The organism is Streptomyces sp. NPDC002795, assembly GCF_042888725.1.
GTDB lineage: Bacteria > Actinomycetota > Actinomycetes > Streptomycetales > Streptomycetaceae > Streptomyces.
Map to the genome: position 1 here is coordinate 153,506 of NZ_JBIAQB010000007.1, position 17,032 is coordinate 170,537.

The 17,032-nt window shown below is 70.6% G+C and carries 16 protein-coding genes and 1 tRNA gene; 5 read left to right on the forward strand and 12 right to left on the reverse strand.

Features of this window, described 5'->3' with window-relative positions:
* Positions 1 to 39: 39 nt before the first annotated feature.
* The 6 genes from pdxT to pgsA form a co-directional block, all read right to left on the reverse strand.
* Complete coding sequence (gene pdxT, locus ACFYWS_RS22060; RefSeq protein WP_389279206.1) at positions 40 to 645, reverse strand: pyridoxal 5'-phosphate synthase glutaminase subunit PdxT; 606 nt, start codon at positions 643 to 645, stop codon at positions 40 to 42.
* Positions 645 to 1,544 (reverse strand): pyridoxal 5'-phosphate synthase lyase subunit PdxS, encoded by a 900-nt coding sequence (gene pdxS / locus ACFYWS_RS22065; protein ID WP_389279208.1) that lies wholly within the window; start codon positions 1,542 to 1,544, stop codon positions 645 to 647. The genes pdxT and pdxS overlap by 1 nt, the downstream gene beginning before the upstream one ends.
* 108 nt (positions 1,545 to 1,652) lie before the next feature.
* Positions 1,653 to 2,198 (reverse strand): hypothetical protein, encoded by a 546-nt coding sequence (locus tag ACFYWS_RS22070; RefSeq protein WP_389279209.1) that lies wholly within the window; start codon positions 2,196 to 2,198, stop codon positions 1,653 to 1,655.
* Between the two features lie 32 nt (positions 2,199 to 2,230).
* On the reverse strand, positions 2,231 to 3,436 hold the full coding sequence (locus tag ACFYWS_RS22075; RefSeq protein WP_389279211.1) for a glycosyltransferase family 4 protein: 1,206 nt from the start codon (positions 3,434 to 3,436) through the stop codon (positions 2,231 to 2,233).
* On the reverse strand, positions 3,433 to 4,347 hold the full coding sequence (locus tag ACFYWS_RS22080; RefSeq protein WP_389279213.1) for a phosphatidylinositol mannoside acyltransferase: 915 nt from the start codon (positions 4,345 to 4,347) through the stop codon (positions 3,433 to 3,435). Before ACFYWS_RS22080 ends, ACFYWS_RS22075 begins: the two co-directional genes overlap by 4 nt.
* Positions 4,344 to 5,057: a phosphatidylinositol phosphate synthase gene (gene pgsA, locus ACFYWS_RS22085; RefSeq protein WP_389279804.1), complete on the reverse strand. Its 714-nt coding sequence runs from the start codon at positions 5,055 to 5,057 to the stop codon at positions 4,344 to 4,346. The genes ACFYWS_RS22080 and pgsA overlap by 4 nt, the downstream gene beginning before the upstream one ends.
* Before the next feature lie 199 nt (positions 5,058 to 5,256).
* On the opposite strand from pgsA, the gene ACFYWS_RS22090 reads away from it, so the two are divergent.
* Both ACFYWS_RS22090 and ACFYWS_RS22095 read left to right on the forward strand, forming a co-directional pair.
* Entirely contained in the window at positions 5,257 to 7,473 is a 2,217-nt protein-coding gene (locus ACFYWS_RS22090) for an elongation factor G-like protein EF-G2 (protein ID WP_389279215.1), read from the forward strand.
* Positions 7,474 to 7,659: 186 nt separating this feature from the next.
* Complete coding sequence (locus tag ACFYWS_RS22095) at positions 7,660 to 9,408, forward strand: hypothetical protein (protein ID WP_389279806.1); 1,749 nt, start codon at positions 7,660 to 7,662, stop codon at positions 9,406 to 9,408.
* Positions 9,409 to 9,419: 11 nt separating this feature from the next.
* Here the strand turns inward: ACFYWS_RS22095 and ACFYWS_RS22100 are convergent, their stop codons facing one another.
* Positions 9,420 to 9,983, reverse strand: a complete 564-nt coding sequence (locus tag ACFYWS_RS22100) for an HIT family protein (protein WP_389279217.1) — start codon at positions 9,981 to 9,983, stop codon at positions 9,420 to 9,422.
* 67 nt (positions 9,984 to 10,050) lie between these two features.
* Here ACFYWS_RS22100 and ACFYWS_RS22105 point away from each other — a divergent pair, with 67 nt between their 5' ends.
* Positions 10,051 to 10,743 carry a potassium channel family protein gene (locus ACFYWS_RS22105; RefSeq protein ID WP_389279219.1) on the forward strand — a complete coding sequence of 231 codons (693 nt, stop codon included), beginning with the start codon at positions 10,051 to 10,053 and terminating at the stop codon, positions 10,741 to 10,743.
* A 3-nt stretch (positions 10,744 to 10,746) separates the two neighbouring features.
* Here the strand turns inward: ACFYWS_RS22105 and thrS are convergent, their stop codons facing one another.
* Positions 10,747 to 12,726 (reverse strand): threonine--tRNA ligase, encoded by a 1,980-nt coding sequence (gene thrS, locus ACFYWS_RS22110; RefSeq protein WP_389279221.1) that lies wholly within the window; start codon positions 12,724 to 12,726, stop codon positions 10,747 to 10,749.
* 343 nt (positions 12,727 to 13,069) lie between these two features.
* On the opposite strand from thrS, the gene ACFYWS_RS22115 reads away from it, so the two are divergent.
* Positions 13,070 to 13,633: a DinB family protein gene (locus tag ACFYWS_RS22115; protein ID WP_389279223.1), complete on the forward strand. Its 564-nt coding sequence runs from the start codon at positions 13,070 to 13,072 to the stop codon at positions 13,631 to 13,633.
* Positions 13,634 to 13,642: 9 nt separating this feature from the next.
* On the opposite strand, the gene ACFYWS_RS22120 is transcribed toward ACFYWS_RS22115, so the two are convergent.
* Complete coding sequence (locus ACFYWS_RS22120; RefSeq protein WP_389279225.1) at positions 13,643 to 14,860, reverse strand: hypothetical protein; 1,218 nt, start codon at positions 14,858 to 14,860, stop codon at positions 13,643 to 13,645.
* A gap of 36 nt (positions 14,861 to 14,896) precedes the next feature.
* Positions 14,897 to 15,463, reverse strand: coding sequence for a DUF4365 domain-containing protein (locus tag ACFYWS_RS22125; RefSeq protein WP_389279808.1), 567 nt, complete (start codon positions 15,461 to 15,463; stop codon positions 14,897 to 14,899).
* 184 nt (positions 15,464 to 15,647) lie between these two features.
* On the opposite strand from ACFYWS_RS22125, the gene ACFYWS_RS22130 reads away from it, so the two are divergent.
* Positions 15,648 to 16,373, forward strand: coding sequence for a 3'-5' exonuclease (locus tag ACFYWS_RS22130; RefSeq protein WP_389279227.1), 726 nt, complete (start codon positions 15,648 to 15,650; stop codon positions 16,371 to 16,373).
* Between the two features lie 76 nt (positions 16,374 to 16,449).
* Here ACFYWS_RS22130 and ACFYWS_RS22135 read toward each other — a convergent pair.
* Together ACFYWS_RS22135 and ACFYWS_RS22140 are read right to left on the reverse strand one after the other, a co-directional pair.
* Positions 16,450 to 16,521: transfer RNA gene (locus ACFYWS_RS22135), tRNA-Val, on the reverse strand.
* Between the two features lie 53 nt (positions 16,522 to 16,574).
* Entirely contained in the window at positions 16,575 to 17,030 is a 456-nt protein-coding gene (locus ACFYWS_RS22140; RefSeq protein WP_389279810.1) for an SRPBCC family protein, read from the reverse strand.
* Between the last annotated feature and the right edge of the window lie 2 nt (positions 17,031 to 17,032).

The window sequence follows — 17,032 nt, forward strand, 5'->3', positions numbered from 1 at the left end:
TGTCTCCTTCGCGTAACCAATTTACGAACGCCAGAGATCCTACAAGGAACCCGAAGCGCCCCTCGCCCGCACCATATCCACGAACAGGGCGTGAATCCGGTGGTCCCCCGTGAGTTCCGGGTGGAAGGACGTCGCGAGGGCATCGCCCTGGCGCACGGCCACGATGTGCCCCTCGTACTCGGCGAGCACCTCCACCTCGGCGCCCACGGACTCCACCCAGGGAGCCCGGATGAAGACACCCTCCACAGGAGCGCCCCCGACGCCCTGGACGTCGACCGCCGCTTCGAAGGACTCGTTCTGTCGCCCGAAGGCGTTGCGCCGCACGATCATGTCGATGCCGCCGATGGTCTCCTGGCCCGAGCGCGGGTCGAGGATCTTGTCGGCGAGCATGATCAGGCCCGCGCACGTCCCGTAGACGGGCAGCCCCTCACGCACGCACGCGCGAAGGGGCTCCATCAGGCCGAAGAGGTGGGCCAGCTTCGAGATGGTGGTCGACTCGCCGCCGGGGATGACGAGACCGTCGATCTCGGCCAGTTCCTCGGGGCGCCGCACGGGCCTGGCCACGGCGTCGGCCGCGGCCAGGGCGACGAGGTGCTCGCGCACGTCGCCCTGGAGCGCGAGCACTCCGACCACAGGAGTGGTCATCACCAGCCCCGGTTCGCGTAGCGCTCGCCTTCGGGAAGCGTGTCGCAGTTGATGCCGACCATGGCCTCGCCGAGGTTGCGGGACGCCTCCGCGATGATCTTCGGGTCGTCGAAGAAGGTGGTGGCCTTGACGATGGCGGCGGCGCGCTTGGCCGGGTCGCCGGACTTGAAGATGCCGGAGCCGACGAAGACGCCCTCGGCGCCGAGCTGGCGCATCAGCGCGGCGTCGGCGGGGGTGGCGACGCCACCGGCGGAGAACAGCACGACCGGCAGCTTGCCGAGCTCGGCGACCTCCTTGACCAGCTCGTAAGGGGCGCGCAGCTCCTTGGCGGCGGCGTACAGCTCGTTGTTGTCGCAGCCGCGCAGCTTGGCGATCTCGTGCTTGATCTGGCGCATGTGACGGACGGCCTCAACGACGTTGCCGGTGCCGGCCTCGCCCTTGGAACGGATCATCGCGGCGCCCTCGGCGATGCGGCGCAGGGCCTCGCCCAGGTTGGTGGCGCCACAGACGAACGGGGTCGTGAAGGCGAACTTGTCGCTGTGGTTGACCTCGTCGGCCGGGGTGAGCACCTCGGACTCGTCGATGTAGTCGACGCCGAGGGACTGCAGCACCTGGGCCTCGACGAAGTGGCCGATGCGGGACTTGGCCATCACCGGGATCGAGACGGCGCCGATGATGCCCTCGATCATGTCCGGGTCGGACATCCGGGCCACGCCGCCGTCCTTACGGATGTCGGCCGGCACCCGCTCCAGCGCCATCACGGCGACGGCGCCGGCGTCCTCGGCGATCTTCGCCTGCTCGGGCGTGACGACGTCCATGATGACGCCGCCCTTGAGCTGCTCGGCCATGCCCCGCTTGACGCGGGCGGTGCCGGTGGCGGTGTTTTCAGAAGTGGACACGGGTGACCTCACTCGGTGAAGAAGGCTCTTTCAGCACCGAGGAAACCTCTGGAGACCAGTCCACTACAAGGGCCAATGGGCAGCCGGTGGATCCTTTTGGCCTGGGATCTAGTTGGTGGGGCGGTCGGCCAGCGCCACCGGCGGCTCGTCGTCCATCTCGAAGGCCAGCGGGAACGGGGCGTGCCCGGCGAGCCGGAACCAGCGGACCGTGCGGTGGCGGCGCAGCGCACGGGCGGCGCGTACGGCGTCGTTGTGGAAGCGGCGGGCCATGGGGACGCGGCGGACCGCCTGCGCGAGCTCCTCGGCCGCCTCGTCGCCGCCGGGGGCCTCGCGGACCACCTCGACCTGGTCGGGCTCGCTGAAGATCGCCCTGAGCGCCTGACTGAGCTCGCTCTCGGCGACCTCGCGCTGCTCCTCCTCGGCCTGGCGCGCGGCGTGTGCCGCCTCGTACAGCACGATCGACGCGGCCGGGTCGAGCACGCCCGACGTGGCCAGTTCCTGGGCGACCGAGGCACGGCGCAGAAGTTGGGCGTCGAGGGCGGCGCGGGCCGCGTCGATACGGGCGTGCAGGCGGTCGAGCCTTCCCGCGGTCCAGCTCAGGTAGAGCCCGATCGCGAAGAGGGCTACGGCGATCCAGATGAGGGTGACGGTCACGGGCGGCAAGGCTACCGGGGTCGGGGCGGGCGTCAGTCCCGCGCCAAGCCGAAGCGCGCCCTGAGGCCCGTCCGCTCGTCCGTCGCCACCGCAGCCGCGCCCTGGGTCACCGTCTCGTAGACCGAGAGGATGTCCGCGGCGACCGTGGACCAGTCGAAGCGGCGGACGTGCTTGCTGCCACGCGCGCGTAGTTCGGCGCGCCGCTCCGGGTCGCCCAGGAGGCGCAGGGCCGCGACGGAGAGCGCGTCCGCGTCCTCATTGGTGAACAGTTCGCCGGCCGCGCCCTGGTCGAGGACCTGGGTGAAGGCGTCCAGGTCGGAGGCGAGCACGGGTGCGCCCGCCGACATCGCCTCCACCAGGATGATGCCGAAGCTCTCGCCTCCGGTGTTGGGCGCGACGTACACGTCGACGCTCGCCAGGAGGCGTGCCTTGTCCTCGTCGCTGACCATGCCGAGGAACTCGACGCGGTCGCGCATCTCCTTGGGCAGTGAGGCCACCGCCTCTTCCTCGTCGCCCCGTCCCGCGACCAGGAGCCGGGTCTCCGGACGCTCCGCGAGGATCTTCGGCAACGCCTTCATGAGCACCGGCAGGCCCTTGCGGGGCTCGTCGATCCGGCCGATGAAGCCGATCGTTCCCGCCCGTCTCCCACCGCCACCCTTGTCCGAGCTTCGCGCCCCTTCTGATTGCCACTCGGCCTTGGGTTCGGCCCGCGCGAAGAAGCCGACGTCGACGCCGTTCGGGATGACGACCGCGTCGCCGCCCAGGTGCTCGACCAACGTACGGCGCGCGTACTCGCTCACCGCGATGCGCGCGCTGATCTTCTCCAGAGCGGGCTGCAAGATCGGGTACGCGGCGATCATCGCGCGCGAGCGCGGGTTGGACGTGTGGAAGGTCGCGACGATCGGGCCCTGCGCGGCCCAGCAGGTCAGGAGGCCGAGCGACGGGGACGCCGGTTCGTGGATGTGGATCACGTCGAACGTGCCGTCGTGCAGCCACCTGCGTACGCGCGCGGCGCTCAGGAAGCCGAAGTTCAGGCGCGCCACCGAGCCGTTGTACGGCACGGGAACCGCGCGGCCCGCCGACACGACGTACGGCGGCAGCGGGGTCTCGTCGTCCGCGGGGGCGAGAACGGACACCTCGTGCCCCAGGGCGATGAGGTGCTCCGCCAGATCGCGGATGTGGAACTGGACGCCGCCCGGCACGTCCCAGGAGTACGGGCAGACGATTCCGATCCTCACGCCGGCCTCTCTTCGAAATGGTCGAGGTCGGTGAGCCACAAGCGCTGCAGCATGTGCCAGTCCTCCGGATGGTCCGCGATCCCCGTGGCGAAGGCATCGGCCAGCGCCTGCGTCATGACAGACGCCTTCTCGGCCCGCGTACCTGTCTCCGGCACGTCGACGGGTGAGTGGACGCGACCACGCATGGTGGGCGAGTCGTCGTACCAGAGGGTGACCGGGAGCAGCAGCGCCCCGGTCTGCTGGGCGAGCATCGCGGGCCCCGCGGGCATCCGCGTCGTCTCGCCGAAGAACTTGACCTCCACACCGGAGGACGACAGGTCCCGGTCCGCGACCAGACAGACCAGGCCGCCCGCGCGCAGCCGCCGTGCGAGCGTCCCGAAGGCGGCGCCGCCCGTGTGCGGCAGCACCTCCATGCCGAGGCCCTCCCTGTAGGCGACGAAACGGTCGTACAGGGTCTCCGGCTTGAGCCGCTCGGCGACGGTCGTGAACGGCGTGTCCAGCTTGGTGGTGACCCAGGCGCCCGCCAGGTCGTAATTGCCCATGTGGGGCAGCGCGAGGACGACGCCCTTACCGGAGTCGAGGCCCTCGGTGAGGTAGTGGATGTCCTTGATCGACACGCCGTCCTGGATGCGCTCCTTGCTCCACGCGGGGAGTCGGAAGGACTCCATCCAGTAGCGCAGGTACGAGCGCATGCCCTTCTGGGAGAGCTGCCGCAGCCGCTGGGGGGTGGCGTCCGGCACCACGCGCGCGAGGTTGGCCTCCAGGCGCTGCACGCCCTTGCCGCGCTTCTTCCAGGCGGCGTCCGCGATCGTGCGGCCGAGGCGCTTGGCGACCGGCTCGGGCAGCTTCTTGACGGTCGCCCAACCGAGTCCGTACAGCGCGTCGGTGATCCGCTCCTGCGTCCCGCTCACGAGGTGGCCCCCTCCTGGGCGGCCGCCGCGTCGGCCTCGGCGGACTCACGGCGCACCGTGACCACGCGCTGGATCAGCGTGACCAGGCTGCCCACGGCGACGATCCACAGGGCGACCGGCAGCAGGTACTGGATGCCGGGCACGCCGAACTTGTGCAGCCCGGCGAAGCCCGCGGCGACGAGCGAGATGACGAGCCGCTCGGCCCGCTCGATGAGCCCGTTCACGGCGACGGGCAGGCCGATCGATTCTCCGCGTGCCTTCGTGTAGGACACGACCTGGCCGCTGGCGAGGCAGAAGATCGACACGGCGCACAGGACGCTGTCGTCGCCGCCACCGGCGTACCAGAGCGCCAGGCCGCCGAAGATGGCGCTGTCGGCGACCCGGTCGAGCGTGGAGTCCAGGAAGGCGCCCCAGCGGCTGGAGCGGCCCAGCTGGCGCGCCATATTGCCGTCCACGAGGTCCGAGAACACGAACAGCGTGATGACGACGGTTCCCCAGAAGAACTCCCCGCGCGGGTAGAAGACCAGCGCACCGGCCACGACTCCGGCGGTGCCCAGGAGCGTGACCGCGTCGGGGCTGACTCCGCGGCGGATGAGAAACGCGGCGAACGGTGTGAGGACACGCGTGAAGAATGCACGCGCGTACTTGTTCAGCATGGCCTTCCCGAGGGTCGGTGGCCGCGCGGCCCCTCTGGCCACCGGCTGGCCCATCGTAGCCACGCACACGTGCGAACCGCCGACGGGCCGCACGCGTGGGCGCGCGATCCGGTACGACGTATGGACGCACAGTGACCCGAGTGGAAAGCTCGAAGACACCGCGGGCGTCGCCGAAGCCGCCTCCGCACGCGGATTCGCGTGTCCGCGCCCTGAAGCACCACCTCACCGAAGAAGCAGTACCGGGAGGCAAGGCATGGGCGACAAGAACAACGGACACCCCGGAGCCGCCGGCAGGGCAGCGACGGCCGACCATCCCGCGTCCGTACGGAATGTGGTGCTGGTCGGCCACAGCGGATCGGGCAAGACGACCCTGGTGGAGGCCCTCGCTCTGACCGCGGGGGCGGTGAACAGGGCGGGCCGCGTCGAGGACGGCACATCGGTCTCCGACTACGACGAGATCGAGCATCGCCAGCAGCGCTCGGTCCAGCTCTCGCTCGTCCCACTGGAGTGGGACGGTTTCAAGATCAATCTCCTGGACACCCCCGGATACGCCGATTTCGTCGGGGAGTTGAGGGCCGGTCTGCGGGCTGCGGACGCGGCCCTTTTCGTCGTCTCCGCGGCCGACGGGCCCGAGACGATGGCCGGCGCGACCCGCATGGTGTGGGAGGAGTGCGCGGCCGTCGGCATGCCGCGCGCCATCGTGATCACGCACCTGGAGGCGGCGCGCGCCGACTTCGAGGACATGACGCGGAGCTGCGCCGAGGTCTTCGGTGGCGACGACCCCGACGCCGTGCTCCCGCTGTACCTCCCCCTGCGCGGCGAACAGGCACCGGACGGGCACGCGCCCGTGACGGGCCTGATCGGGCTGCTCTCGCAGCGCCTCTTCGACTACGCGTCGGGCGAACGCAAGGAGTCGGAACCGGACGCCGACCAGGCCACATTGATCGAGGAGGCCCGCAACCGGCTCATCGAGGGGATCATCGCCGAGAGCGAGGACGAGACCCTCATGGACCGCTATCTGGGCGGCGAGGAGATCGACGTCAAGACGCTCATCGACGACCTGGAGGGAGCCGTCGCGCGCGGCGTCTTCCACCCGGTGCTCGCGGCGGCCCCGGCGGCGGAGGACGCACGGCAGGGCATCGGCACCGTCGAACTCCTCGAGCTGATCACCGGCGGCTTCCCGACCCCCCTGGAGCGGGCCGCTCCCGATGTGCGGGGGCGCGACGGCAAGGAGCTGGACATCCGCGCCTGCGACCCGCAAGGGCCGCTGGTGGCGGAGGTCGTGAAGACCGCGTCCGACCCGTACGTGGGGCGGGTCTCGCTCGTCCGCGTCTTCTCCGGCACGCTGCGGCCCGACGAGACCGTGCACGTGTCGGGCCACGGGCTCTCCGACCACGGGCACGAGACGCGCGCCCTGCACGAGTCGGACGAACGGATCGGGGCGCTCTCGGCCCCCTTCGGCAAGCAGCAGCGCACGCTGACCCACTGCATCGCCGGCGATCTGGCGTGCGTCGCGAAACTGAGCCGGGCGGAGACCGGGGACACCCTCTCGGCGAAGGAGGCGCCGCTGCTCATGTCGCCGTGGGAAATGCCCGACCCGCTGCTGCCGCTGGCCATCCAGGCGCACAGCAAGGCCGACGAGGACAAGCTCTCGCAAGGTCTTTCACGCCTGGTCGCCGAGGACCCGACGATGCGCCTGGAACAGAACCAGAACACGCACCAGGTGGTGCTGTGGTGTCTCGGCGAGGCACACGCGGACGTCGCCCTGGAACGGCTGCGCAGCCGGTACGGGGTGCAGGTCGACGTCGTCCCGCACAAGGTCTCCCTCCGGGAGACGTTCGCCGGCAAGTCGGCGGGGCGCGGCCGGCACGTGAAGCAGTCCGGTGGCCACGGCCAGTACGCGATCTGCGAGATCGAGGTGGAGCCGCTGCCCGGCGGCTCGGGCATCGAGTTCGTGGACAAGGTCGTCGGCGGCGCGGTCCCCCGGCAGTTCATCCCGTCCGTGGAGAAGGGCGTGCGGGCACAGGCGACGAAGGGCGTCGCGGCCGGGTATCCACTCATCGACGTGCGGGTGACACTCCTCGACGGCAAGGCGCACTCGGTGGACTCGTCCGACGCGGCGTTCCAGACGGCGGGGGCGCTCGCGCTGCGCGAGGCGGCGGCCGACGCGCGGATCCATCTCCTGGAGCCGGTGGCCGAGGTCGAGGTCCTCGTCGGCGACGACTACGTGGGAACCGTGATGAGCGATCTGTCCGGGCGCCGCGGCCGCGTCGTCGGCACCGAACAGGCAGCGGGCGGGCGGACGTTGATCCGGGCCGAGGTGCCGGAGATCGAGATCGGCCGGTACGCGGTGGACCTGCGCTCGCTGTCGCACGGCACCGCGCGTTTCAGCCGCGCGTACGCCCGGCACGAACCGATGCCGGCCCAGTTGAGCGAGCGGATCCGCGAACAGGCCCAGGACGTCCCGTAGTCGCCCTGAGACGCACACCGGCCCCGGCTTCGTCGTTCCTCGGGGCCGGTGTCGGTGGCGGCCGCTACGCTGGTCGAAGATCAGCCGGATCCGGCCGACGGCGCGCCCAACAGGTGTGCGGGGCGGGCAAGTCGGGAAAAGCCGCAACGACGGCGTGCGGTGATGGGGGTGGCAGTGGCGGACACGATGAAGCCGGCTTCGGCCGACGGAGTATTCGACTTCCGACCGGGCGCGCAGATCCCGTTGCAGGGATCCGCGGGCCAGACCGCCGCGACGTTCGCCATCGCCTCGGCCGCGTACCGGGACGACCCGGCGGCGAAGATCGAGGAGACCAACAACGAGTGGCACAAGTCCCAGGTGAAGAAGGGGATGTGGTCACTGTTCGCGCCGAACCTCGGTGAGGCCTTCGCGCGGGCGGTGCAGGTGCGGATGCTGGGTGGCGCGCGCAAGCCGCTCATCCAGTCGTTCGGCACGGAACCGCAGGTCGTGGTGGAGCACTGTCTCGCGGCCAATCGGATCCGGCGCCAGCGCGACAGCCTGCTCACGCTCGTGACCGTGGTGTTCGGCTTCCTGTTCCTGCCCGGATTCCTGCTGTGGGTGACGGCATTCGAGATCCGCCGCAGGGACAACATCCGGGTGGCGGGGGCCGAGAAAGAGGTCAAGGAGGCCGAGAGCAAGGGCGCCAAGGAGAAGCGCGAGGCCAAGCAGCGCGAGCGCGCGACGCGCGGCCGGGCCGCCCTGACCATGGCGTTGATGGCCATCGTGTTCGTCGGGGTCGTGGTCGCGCTCGTCCAGCTCCCGTCCACCAGCGGCTGGACCTGGTATCTGCGTGCCTCGTTCGTGGCGCCGGTGGTCGGCGGCTTCTGGGCGCGGCGGATCTGCGAGCACACCGCGCGGGACCTGCGGGACCGGTGGGGCGGGCTGCTGTCCGGCGGCGGGGTCGGCGCGAAGATCCCGGAGGCGGTGCCCGGCAGCCCCGGTGAGACCGCCGCGGAGCAACTGCGGCAGAACCTCGCCAAGTTGTCGGCCGAGCAGCAGTCGAACTCCGTGTTCTACGCAGGCCCCAAGGGCATCCTGGGCATGGGCACGCGCTGGGGCGGCTGGCAGCTGGCCGAGGACCTGGTGTCCAAGGAGCCCGGCAAGGACATCCACCCGTTCCGCAGTTGGGACGTGGTCCGCGCGATCCACGACCAGCTCCGCCTCCTGGAGCGCAAGCCCATCCACACGGGAGGCTTCCCCACGCCTTCGGTCAAGCACTGGATCGTCTCGCCGATCGGTGAGAACGCGAAGAGCGTGACCCGCCCCTCGGGCGTGAACGTCGACGCCTTCGAGACCAGGACGCACGAGATAGAGCGAATCTGCAACGAGCAGCAGTTCGGCGGCGGCAGCCGCCACTACCTGGGCGTCCAGTTCACGCTCTGGGACGGTCAGTTGGTGATCACGATGCTGATCACGGTGACGGTGCTGCACCAGACGCTGCGGATAGAGGTGACCGGGCACGCGCTCGGTCCGGTGCACTCCCTGTTCACGTCGAAGCCCGAGCCGCGGAAGAAGGAGGTCTCCAAGCCCATCCGGTTCTGGGAGACCACGGAGAAGACGCTCCCGCTGATCACCTCGGACGAGTCGGTCCGGATCGCGGTCCGCGCCCCCTTCACCTGGTATCCGCCGCTCCTGGACCACCTCGGCGGCAAGCTCGTGCTGCCCGAGCCGTTCGGCCTGCGGCACGCCTGGGCGGACCAGCCCTGGCGGCACCGCTTCATGGCGGACGACGCACTGCGCACGGCCACGCCCGTGCTGCGCGTGGTGCACGCGGCGGCCCTCAGGGTGCTCGACGAGAACGGCGTGGACACCGAGAAGTTCGGCGCCCGCTCGGGGTTCCTCAGCGGCGCGGTCCAGGACCCGTCTCCGGGGAAGGCGGACACGTACAACGCGTGAGGTGCGCGCGGTTACTCGCTCGGCCAGGCCTTCGCAAGGGCCGTGCGGGTGTCGGCGAGCATCTGCGGCAGCACCTTGGTGTGGCCGACGACCGGCATGAAGTTGGTGTCGCCGCCCCAGCGCGGAACGATGTGCTGGTGCAGATGGGCCGCGATGCCGGCGCCCGCGACCGCGCCCTGGTTCATGCCGATGTTGAAGCCGTGCGCGCCTGAAGCGGAGCGCAGCGCGCTCATGGCGCGCTTGCTGAAGTCGGCGAGCTCCGCGGTCTCGTTCAGGTCGAGGTCGGTGTAGTCGGCGACGTGCCGGTACGGCAGCACCATCATGTGCCCGCCGTTGTACGGGTACAGGTTGAGGATCGCGAAGACGTGTTCGCCGCGGGCCACGATCAGCGCGTCCTCGTCGGACTTGCCGGGAGCCGCGCAGAAGGGACAGCCGTCGTCGGCCCCGGGGCCGCTCGGTTTGCCCTCGCCCTGGATGTACGCGATGCGGTGCGGGGTCCACAGACGCCCGAATCCGTCCGGCTCACCCACTGGACCGACCTGCTGCTCCGGCTCACTCGTCATGCAATGCAGCATATTGCGTCCCCTCACGGAGGCGTGTCGGCGGGTACCTCCCCAGGTCGGCGCGGGCGATGCTGTCGGGATGACCGACACCCCACTCGCCCGCTGGGAGCGGCACAACGGCGTCGTCCTGGCGGTGGCCTCGCTCGTCTACCTCGCCGGATACGCGGTCCGGGTCCTCGGCCAGGGCCTGCCGGGCCCGGTCCTGGACCTGTGTCTGGCGGCGACACTCACCGCGTGGGCGGTGTTCCTCGTGGACTACGTGGTGCGGCTGCGGCTGAGCGGACAGCGGCTGCCGCGCTTCCTGCGCACGCACTGGCTGGACACGCTGGTCCTACTGCTGCCGCTGCTGCGTCCCGTACGGATCGTGCAGGCCTATGAGGCGGTGCAGCGCCGGCAGAACGAGCCGCGGCTCGCACTGCACGCGCGCGTGATCGCGTACGCGGGCCTCTCGGTGACGCTGCTCGGCTTCGCGGGCTCGCTGGCCCTGTACCAGCAGGAGCACACGACGCCCGGCGCGGACATCCGTACGTACGGCGACGCGGTGTGGTTCACGTGCACGACGCTGTCGACCGTGGGTTACGGCGATCTGTCGCCGGTCACGGCGCTCGGCCGGCTCGTGGCGGTCGGCGTGATGGCGTGTGGGCTCGCGCTGCTCGGCGCCGTCACCGGCTCGTTCTCGTCGTGGCTGCTTCAGGTCTTCGCGCGGGAAGGCGAGAGGGAAGGCGAGAGGCCCCCGGGGAACTCCCCGAGGGCCTCCGAAGGCAAGGACTGAGCGTCAGACCTGCGTCCGCTCCTCGACGACCTTCGCGATCTTCGCGATGGCCTCGTCGACCGGGATGCCGTTCTCCTGCGAGCCGTCGCGGTAACGGAAGGACACCGAACCGGCGTTCATGTCCTCGTCGCCCGCGATGACCATGAAGGGCACCTTGGCCTTCTGCTGGTTGCGGATCTTCTTCTGCATGCGGTCCGAGGACTTGTCGACCTCGACGCGCAGGCCCTGGGCGCGCGCCTTCTCGGCGAACTCCTCCAGGTACGTCACGTGCCCGTCGCCGATCGGGATGCCGACGGCCTGGACCGGGGCGAGCCACGCCGGGAACGCACCCGCGTAGTGCTCCAGGAGCACGCCGAAGAACCGCTCGATCGAGCCGAACAGGGCGCGGTGCAGCATGACGGGCTGCTGACGCGAGCCGTCGGCCGCGGTGTACTCCAGGCCGAACCGCTTGGGCTGGTTGAAGTCGACCTGGAGGGTCGACATCTGCCAGGAGCGGCCGATGGCGTCCTTGGCCTGCACGGAGATCTTCGGGCCGTAGTACGCGGCGCCGCCCGGGTCGGGCACGAGCGGCAGGCCCTGCTTCTCGGCGGCCAGGCGCAGCGCCTCGGTGGCCTCCGCCCAGTCCTCGTCCGTGCCGATGAACTTGTCGGAGTCGTCGCGGGTGGACAGCTCCAGCTCGAACTCGGTCAGGCCGTAGTCGCGCAGCAGGTCGAGCACGAAGGTCAGGAGCGTGTCGAGCTCCTGCGGCATCTGCTCCTTGGTGCAGTAGATGTGCGAGTCGTCCTGCGTGAAGCCCCTGGACCGGGTCAGGCCGTGCACGACGCCCGACTTCTCGTAGCGGTACACGGTGCCGAACTCGAAGAGCCGCAGCGGCAGTTCACGGTAGGAACGCCCGCGGGACTTGAAGATCAGGTTGTGCATCGGGCAGTTCATCGCCTTGAGGCGGTAGTTCTGCTCGTCGAACTGGATGGGCGGGAACATGCCCTCCGCGTAGTGCGGCAGGTGACCCGAGGTCTCGAAGAGCGCTTCCTTCGAGATGTGCGGGGTGTTCACGAACTCGTAGCCGGAGGCCTCGTGGCGGCGCCGCGAGTAGTCCTCCATGACCTTGCGGATCACGCCACCCTTCGGGTGGAAGACCGCGAGGCCGGGGCCCAGCTCGTCCGGGAAGGAGAACAGGTCGAGCTCGGCGCCGAGCTTGCGGTGGTCGCGCTTCTCCGCCTCGGCGAGGAACTCCAGGTACGCCTTCAGCTCGTCCTTCGACGGCCACGCGGTGCCGTAGATGCGCTGGAGCTGCGGGTTCTTCTCACTGCCCCGCCAGTAGGCGGCGGCCGAACGCATCAGCTTGAACGCGGGGATGACACGGGTGGTCGGCAGGTGCGGGCCTCGGCAGAGGTCCTTCCAGCACAGCTCGCCGGTCTTGGCGTCGAGGTTGTCGTAGATGGTCAGCTCGCCGCCGCCCACCTCGGCGTCCGCGCCGTCGGCGGCCTGCGCCGCGTTGCCCTTGAGGCCGATGAGCTCCAGCTTGTACGGCTCGTCGGCGAGCTCGACGGCGGCGTCCGCGTCGGTGGTGACGCGGCGCGAGAAGCGCTGCCCCCGCTTCTGGATCTCCTGCATCTTCTTCTCGATGCGCTTGACGTCCTCGGGGGTGAACGGCTCCTTGACGTCGAAGTCGTAGTAGAAGCCGTCCTTGATGGGCGGGCCGATACCGAGCTTGGCCTCGGGGAACAGCTCCTGCACGGCCTGCGCCATGACGTGCGCGGTCGAGTGCCGCAGGATGTTCAGACCGTCCTCGGAGGAGATCTCCACGGGCTCGACGGTCTCGCCGTCGGCGACCTCGTACGCGAGGTCCTTCAGCTCACCGGCCACGCGGGCCGCGATGATGCTGCGCTCGCCGGCGAAGAGCTCGGCGGCCGTAGTGCCCGTCGTCACCACGCGCTCTTCCCGCTCGGAATCGCGTTGGATGGCCACACGGACGTCAGACACCGGACTTCTCCTACCTGAAGATGGAACGCCGCGCCATTACCTGTGACGCGCGCAGCCACGATCGTACCGAGTCACCAGGGCGGCTCGCGAAACGGTTAAGCAGGCAGCGGTCCGGCGGCCGGGCGACTGTCAGTGCCGGGCTCTAGGGCCCTTCTGACGGATCTTGCTGGAGTCGCGGGCCCTGGCACGCACATCTGCCGCGTTGTCGTCGGTTGCCAACGCTCCGCGTTGACGCCCTCCTCCGCCTTGCAGCTGCACGCACCAGACCCCGCTCACCGGCACCGAACATGCACCGCCACCCGCATCCAGCCTGACCCGTCAGAAGGGCCCTAGCGTGAGACGTATGACACTCGACTGGAACACGCTCCTCGCCGACCAGCTCGACTGGCACTGGCGCCACCAGCTCCGCGACCGCCTGGCGGGGCTCACCGACGACGAGTACTTCTGGGAGCCCGTGGCGGACTGCTGGACGCTGCACCCGCGCGGCACGGGCACGGCCGCCGTCCAGGGCGGCTCCGGTGACCTCACGATCGACTTTGAATACCCGGAGCCGGTTCCAGCCCCCGTCACGACGATCGCGTGGCGCCTCGGCCACATCCTGGTGGGCGTGCTCGGCGCCCGGAACGCGTCGCACTTCGGGGCGGAGCCCGTGGACTACATGTCGTACGACTATCCGGGCACGGCCGCCGGGGCCCTTGACCGTCTCGACTCCGCCTACGCGCGGTGGATCGCGGGCGTGCGGGGCCTCGACGAGGCGGCGCTGGCCCAAGCGTGCGGCCCGACCGAGGGCCCGTTCGCCAAGGAGCCGATGGCGACGCTCGTACTGCACATCAACCGCGAGATGCTGCACCACACGGCGGAGATCGCCCTACTCAGAGACCTGTACACACACCGGCCCACCGACTAGTGCGCCCCTCTAGTCCTCCCCCGCACACGCCTCCTCGAAGAAGTCCAGGTTCTCCTGGAGCGACTTCATCATCCGGTCCCGCTCCGCCTCCTCCACCTGTACGGGTACGACTCCGGTCGCACCGGTGAGGCGGCGGAACCCGCCCCGGCTCTCCAGCCGCCCGTGCACGCGGATCGGCAGGCCCACCAGGTGCGCGTGCCCCGCGATCCGGTACGCCTCCTCGTCCAGCGTCATCCGCACGTGCGGCACCTCGACGCCCGCGAGCACCCGCAGCCGCACCGTGCCCGCGCCGCGCGGCCCCGTCCTGCGCAGGCGGACGACGGTGCCGGTGACGCGGACGGAGACGGCGGGTTCGGCGTACAGAAAGCGGGCGCCGGCCTCGCGCAGCACATCGAGGTCACCGGGTGAGAACTCGACGGGCGCGTCCCCGTCCGTGCACTCCTGCGGCACTCCGGCGGCGGGCGCCCAGGCCACGCCGACGCGTGCGCCCTCGGTGCCGCGGACCAGCGCGACGAGCGCCTCGGTCAGTTCATGGCTGACGCCCGCCTCGATGGCGCTGTCGAAGGCGTCCATGCCGCCGGTGGCCCGCCGGTAGTCGATGGCCTCGCGCACCGCGTACAGCGCCTGGTGCAGCCGGACCGCGAGCGCCCGTCCCGTGGCGACGGGCACGAACGCGGTGAGACGGCGCCCGCCGGACGCCGTCTGCACCAGGACGTTCTCCAGGGCCGCGGCCGCTGGCCGCCGATGCCGGGCCCCGTAGTACCCGGCGCGGCCGCGCGCGGCGAGGGCGCCCGCGAGCAGCATCTGCCGTGCCGCGCCCCGCAGTTGCTCCTCGGCGGGCCAGGACGAGACGCCCGCGGGCCCGGCCGGGACGTCGCGCGTCCAGCGGATCTCGTCGCTGGGCACGGCGAGCGAGACCAGCACCTCGCGCGCGGACGGCGTACCGCTGCGTTCGAGGGCGACGAGCGCCTCGCCGAGCAGTTCCTCGCTGTCCGGAAAAGCCCGGCTCTCCGGCACGAGCAGGCTGGTGCGGCCCCCGGACCCCGGCAGCGTCCAGCGCGCGTACCGCCCGGCGGCCCCGCCGCGCCGCCGCCAGCCGTGCCGGTCGAGCAGGGCGCCGAGCACCACCGGGTCGACCTGCCCCGGCTCCGGTCCGACGAGGTCGACGGGGTGGCCGCGGCCCGCACCGAGCGGACGCAGAGGTTCCTCGATCGGGCGATGCTGCATCACACAACTCCCTTCGGCACAAGCCGAGTTGAACCGTCAGGGCCGTCCACCCGCGCCCACCCTGGCCATGATCTCGCAGAGCGCGCGGTCGTCGAAGATCCGTGCCGTCGGGACGCGCACGGTGGTCCTGCGCCGGCCGGTGACCGGGTGCCCCGCGAGGTTCATCCAGTAGCAGCAGTGCCGCAGGTCGAGCCGGTCGTGGGCGGCTCGCAGCCAGTCGTCCTGGGCGCGCGGCACGAGCATCACGACGAGGATCTTGTGCACCGAGACCGGGGTGCGGGCGAGTTTCTCCAGGTGCGCGTTGTCGAGCGTGAACGCGAAGGAAGGCCCCGGCGGGTCGGGCGCGACCTGGTAGGTCGCCTTGAGCTGCACCTTGATGGTGACCTCGTCGTCGACGACATGTCCGGGCGAGCCGTGACTGACGTGCCAGTCGATGCCGTTGTCCGGAAAGGGCTGCGAGAGCGAGCACCCCGCGGCGGCGGCCACGGCGTGCAGATAGCCCACCTGCAGGGTCTCCATGCAGGCGGTGGTGGCGAGATTGCCGCGCGGCGGTGCGATCCGCTCGGGCAGCAGCCCGCCTTGTTCGGGCCGCGCGAGCGCCATGGGCCGACTGACCTTCCGGGAATGCGGGTTCGCGCCGATGGCACCCCGCTGAACTGCCATGACTCGTACCTGTGTTGTCACCGCTCGGCGTACGAAGCAAACAGCGCGGGTATCACCGCTTGGGGCAGTGACAACACGTCGACGGGACGTCATCTGCCGCGCGGGAACCAGGAGTTGAGAGATCATGACGTGCTGGTACGAAGGTCCCCTGGCCGCCTTTGACACTGAGACGACCGGCGTGGACGTGGAGAACGATCGCATTGTGTCCGCCGCGATCGTGGTGCAGGACGCGGCGGGTACGCGGCCACGGGTGTCGCGCTGGCTGGTGAACCCCGGGGTGCCGGTGCCGCCCGGCGCGACCGAGGTGCACGGCCTGACCGACGAGCATCTGCAACGCACCGGGCGGTGGCCCGCGCCGGTGATGGAGGAGGTCGGGCGTGCGCTCGCCGAGCAGGCCGCGGCGGGCCGCCCGCTCGTCGTGATGAACGCGCCGTTCGATCTGACACTGCTTGACCGCGAGTTGAAGCGGCACCGGGCCTCGTCGCTCGCCCACTATCTGGCGACGGCGTCCCTGTGCGTGGTCGACCCGCGCGTTCTGGACAAGCACCTGGACCGTTACCGCAAGGGGCGCCGTACGCTGACCGACCTGTGTGAGCACTACGAGGTGGAGTTGGCGGACGCGCACGACGCGGCGGCGGACGCGCAGGCGTCCCTCGACCTGGTGCGGCAGGTGGGCCGCCGGTTCGCGTCCCGCCTTGAGCGCCTCTCCCCCGCCGAGCTGCACACCCTGCAGGCGGTCTGGCACGCGGCGCAGGCCCGCGGTCTGGAGGCCTGGTTCGCCCGCAGCGGCACCCCGGAGGCGGTGGACCCGGCGTGGCCGCTGCGCCCGGAACTTCCGGCGGCGGCCTGATCGTTCCCCCGTTGGGGGCCTCAAGGAAGAAACGAAAAACCGGCCCGCCTGTACGGCGGACCGGTCATTCTCCGGGTGGGCGATACTGGGTTCGAACCAGTGACCTCTTCGGTGTGAACGAAGCGCTCTCCCACTGAGCTAATCGCCCGGGAACGCGTTGAACAATACAGGTCGCGGCGCCCTGTGTTCAAACCCGTCCGTTCAAACCCGTCGCAGATGGGCGGCAAGACCCCGCCGCCCGCCGCGCATCATCCACGCGTGGTTCGCGAGGAACACCGGCCGCCCTGCCACCGCGAACCGCCGCATCAGCGGTTTGGTGACCTCGACCTCCTGGTCGTAGACGGCGCGGGTGCCACCGCCCGGCAGCGGCGTCAGCGTCCAGCGCGCCCAGCCCTCCAGGTCCCCGGTCATCGCGATCTCCAGGGTCCCGGCGGCCGGGTCGCGGCGCGTCTCGCGCGCCGCGACGTGCAGCTCGTACGGAAGGAAGGACCGGAAGACGGCGTCGCCGCTGGTCGCGCTCCCGTCCAGGGGTGTCACCGAGCGGACCTGGGGCCACCACCGCGGGTACTCCTCGGCCCGCTCGAGCACCGCGTACACGGCGCCCGGCGGGGCGGGCAGTTCCCACACGCTGTGAAAGCGGTAACGGTTGCGGTCCATGG

What these genes read in the sequence shown, in the direction of transcription:
- ACFYWS_RS22115 (WP_389279223.1), top strand. Translation starts at nt 13,070, where the DNA reads ATGACACTCGACTGGAACACGCTCCTCGCCGACCAGCTCGACTGGCAC.
- ACFYWS_RS22120 (WP_389279225.1), bottom strand. Translation starts at nt 14,860, where the DNA reads ATGCAGCATCGCCCGATCGAGGAACCTCTGCGTCCGCTCGGTGCGGGC.
- ACFYWS_RS22090 (WP_389279215.1), top strand. Translation starts at nt 5,257, where the DNA reads ATGGGCGACAAGAACAACGGACACCCCGGAGCCGCCGGCAGGGCAGCG.
- ACFYWS_RS22100 (WP_389279217.1), bottom strand. Translation starts at nt 9,983, where the DNA reads ATGCTGCATTGCATGACGAGTGAGCCGGAGCAGCAGGTCGGTCCAGTG.
- ACFYWS_RS22095 (WP_389279806.1), top strand. Translation starts at nt 7,660, where the DNA reads ATGAAGCCGGCTTCGGCCGACGGAGTATTCGACTTCCGACCGGGCGCG.
- ACFYWS_RS22140 (WP_389279810.1), bottom strand. Translation starts at nt 17,030, where the DNA reads ATGGACCGCAACCGTTACCGCTTTCACAGCGTGTGGGAACTGCCCGCC.
- pdxT (WP_389279206.1), bottom strand. Translation starts at nt 645, where the DNA reads ATGACCACTCCTGTGGTCGGAGTGCTCGCGCTCCAGGGCGACGTGCGC.
- ACFYWS_RS22105 (WP_389279219.1), top strand. Translation starts at nt 10,051, where the DNA reads ATGACCGACACCCCACTCGCCCGCTGGGAGCGGCACAACGGCGTCGTC.
- ACFYWS_RS22125 (WP_389279808.1), bottom strand. Translation starts at nt 15,463, where the DNA reads ATGGCGCTCGCGCGGCCCGAACAAGGCGGGCTGCTGCCCGAGCGGATC.
- ACFYWS_RS22130 (WP_389279227.1), top strand. Translation starts at nt 15,648, where the DNA reads ATGACGTGCTGGTACGAAGGTCCCCTGGCCGCCTTTGACACTGAGACG.
- pgsA (WP_389279804.1), bottom strand. Translation starts at nt 5,057, where the DNA reads ATGGGCCAGCCGGTGGCCAGAGGGGCCGCGCGGCCACCGACCCTCGGG.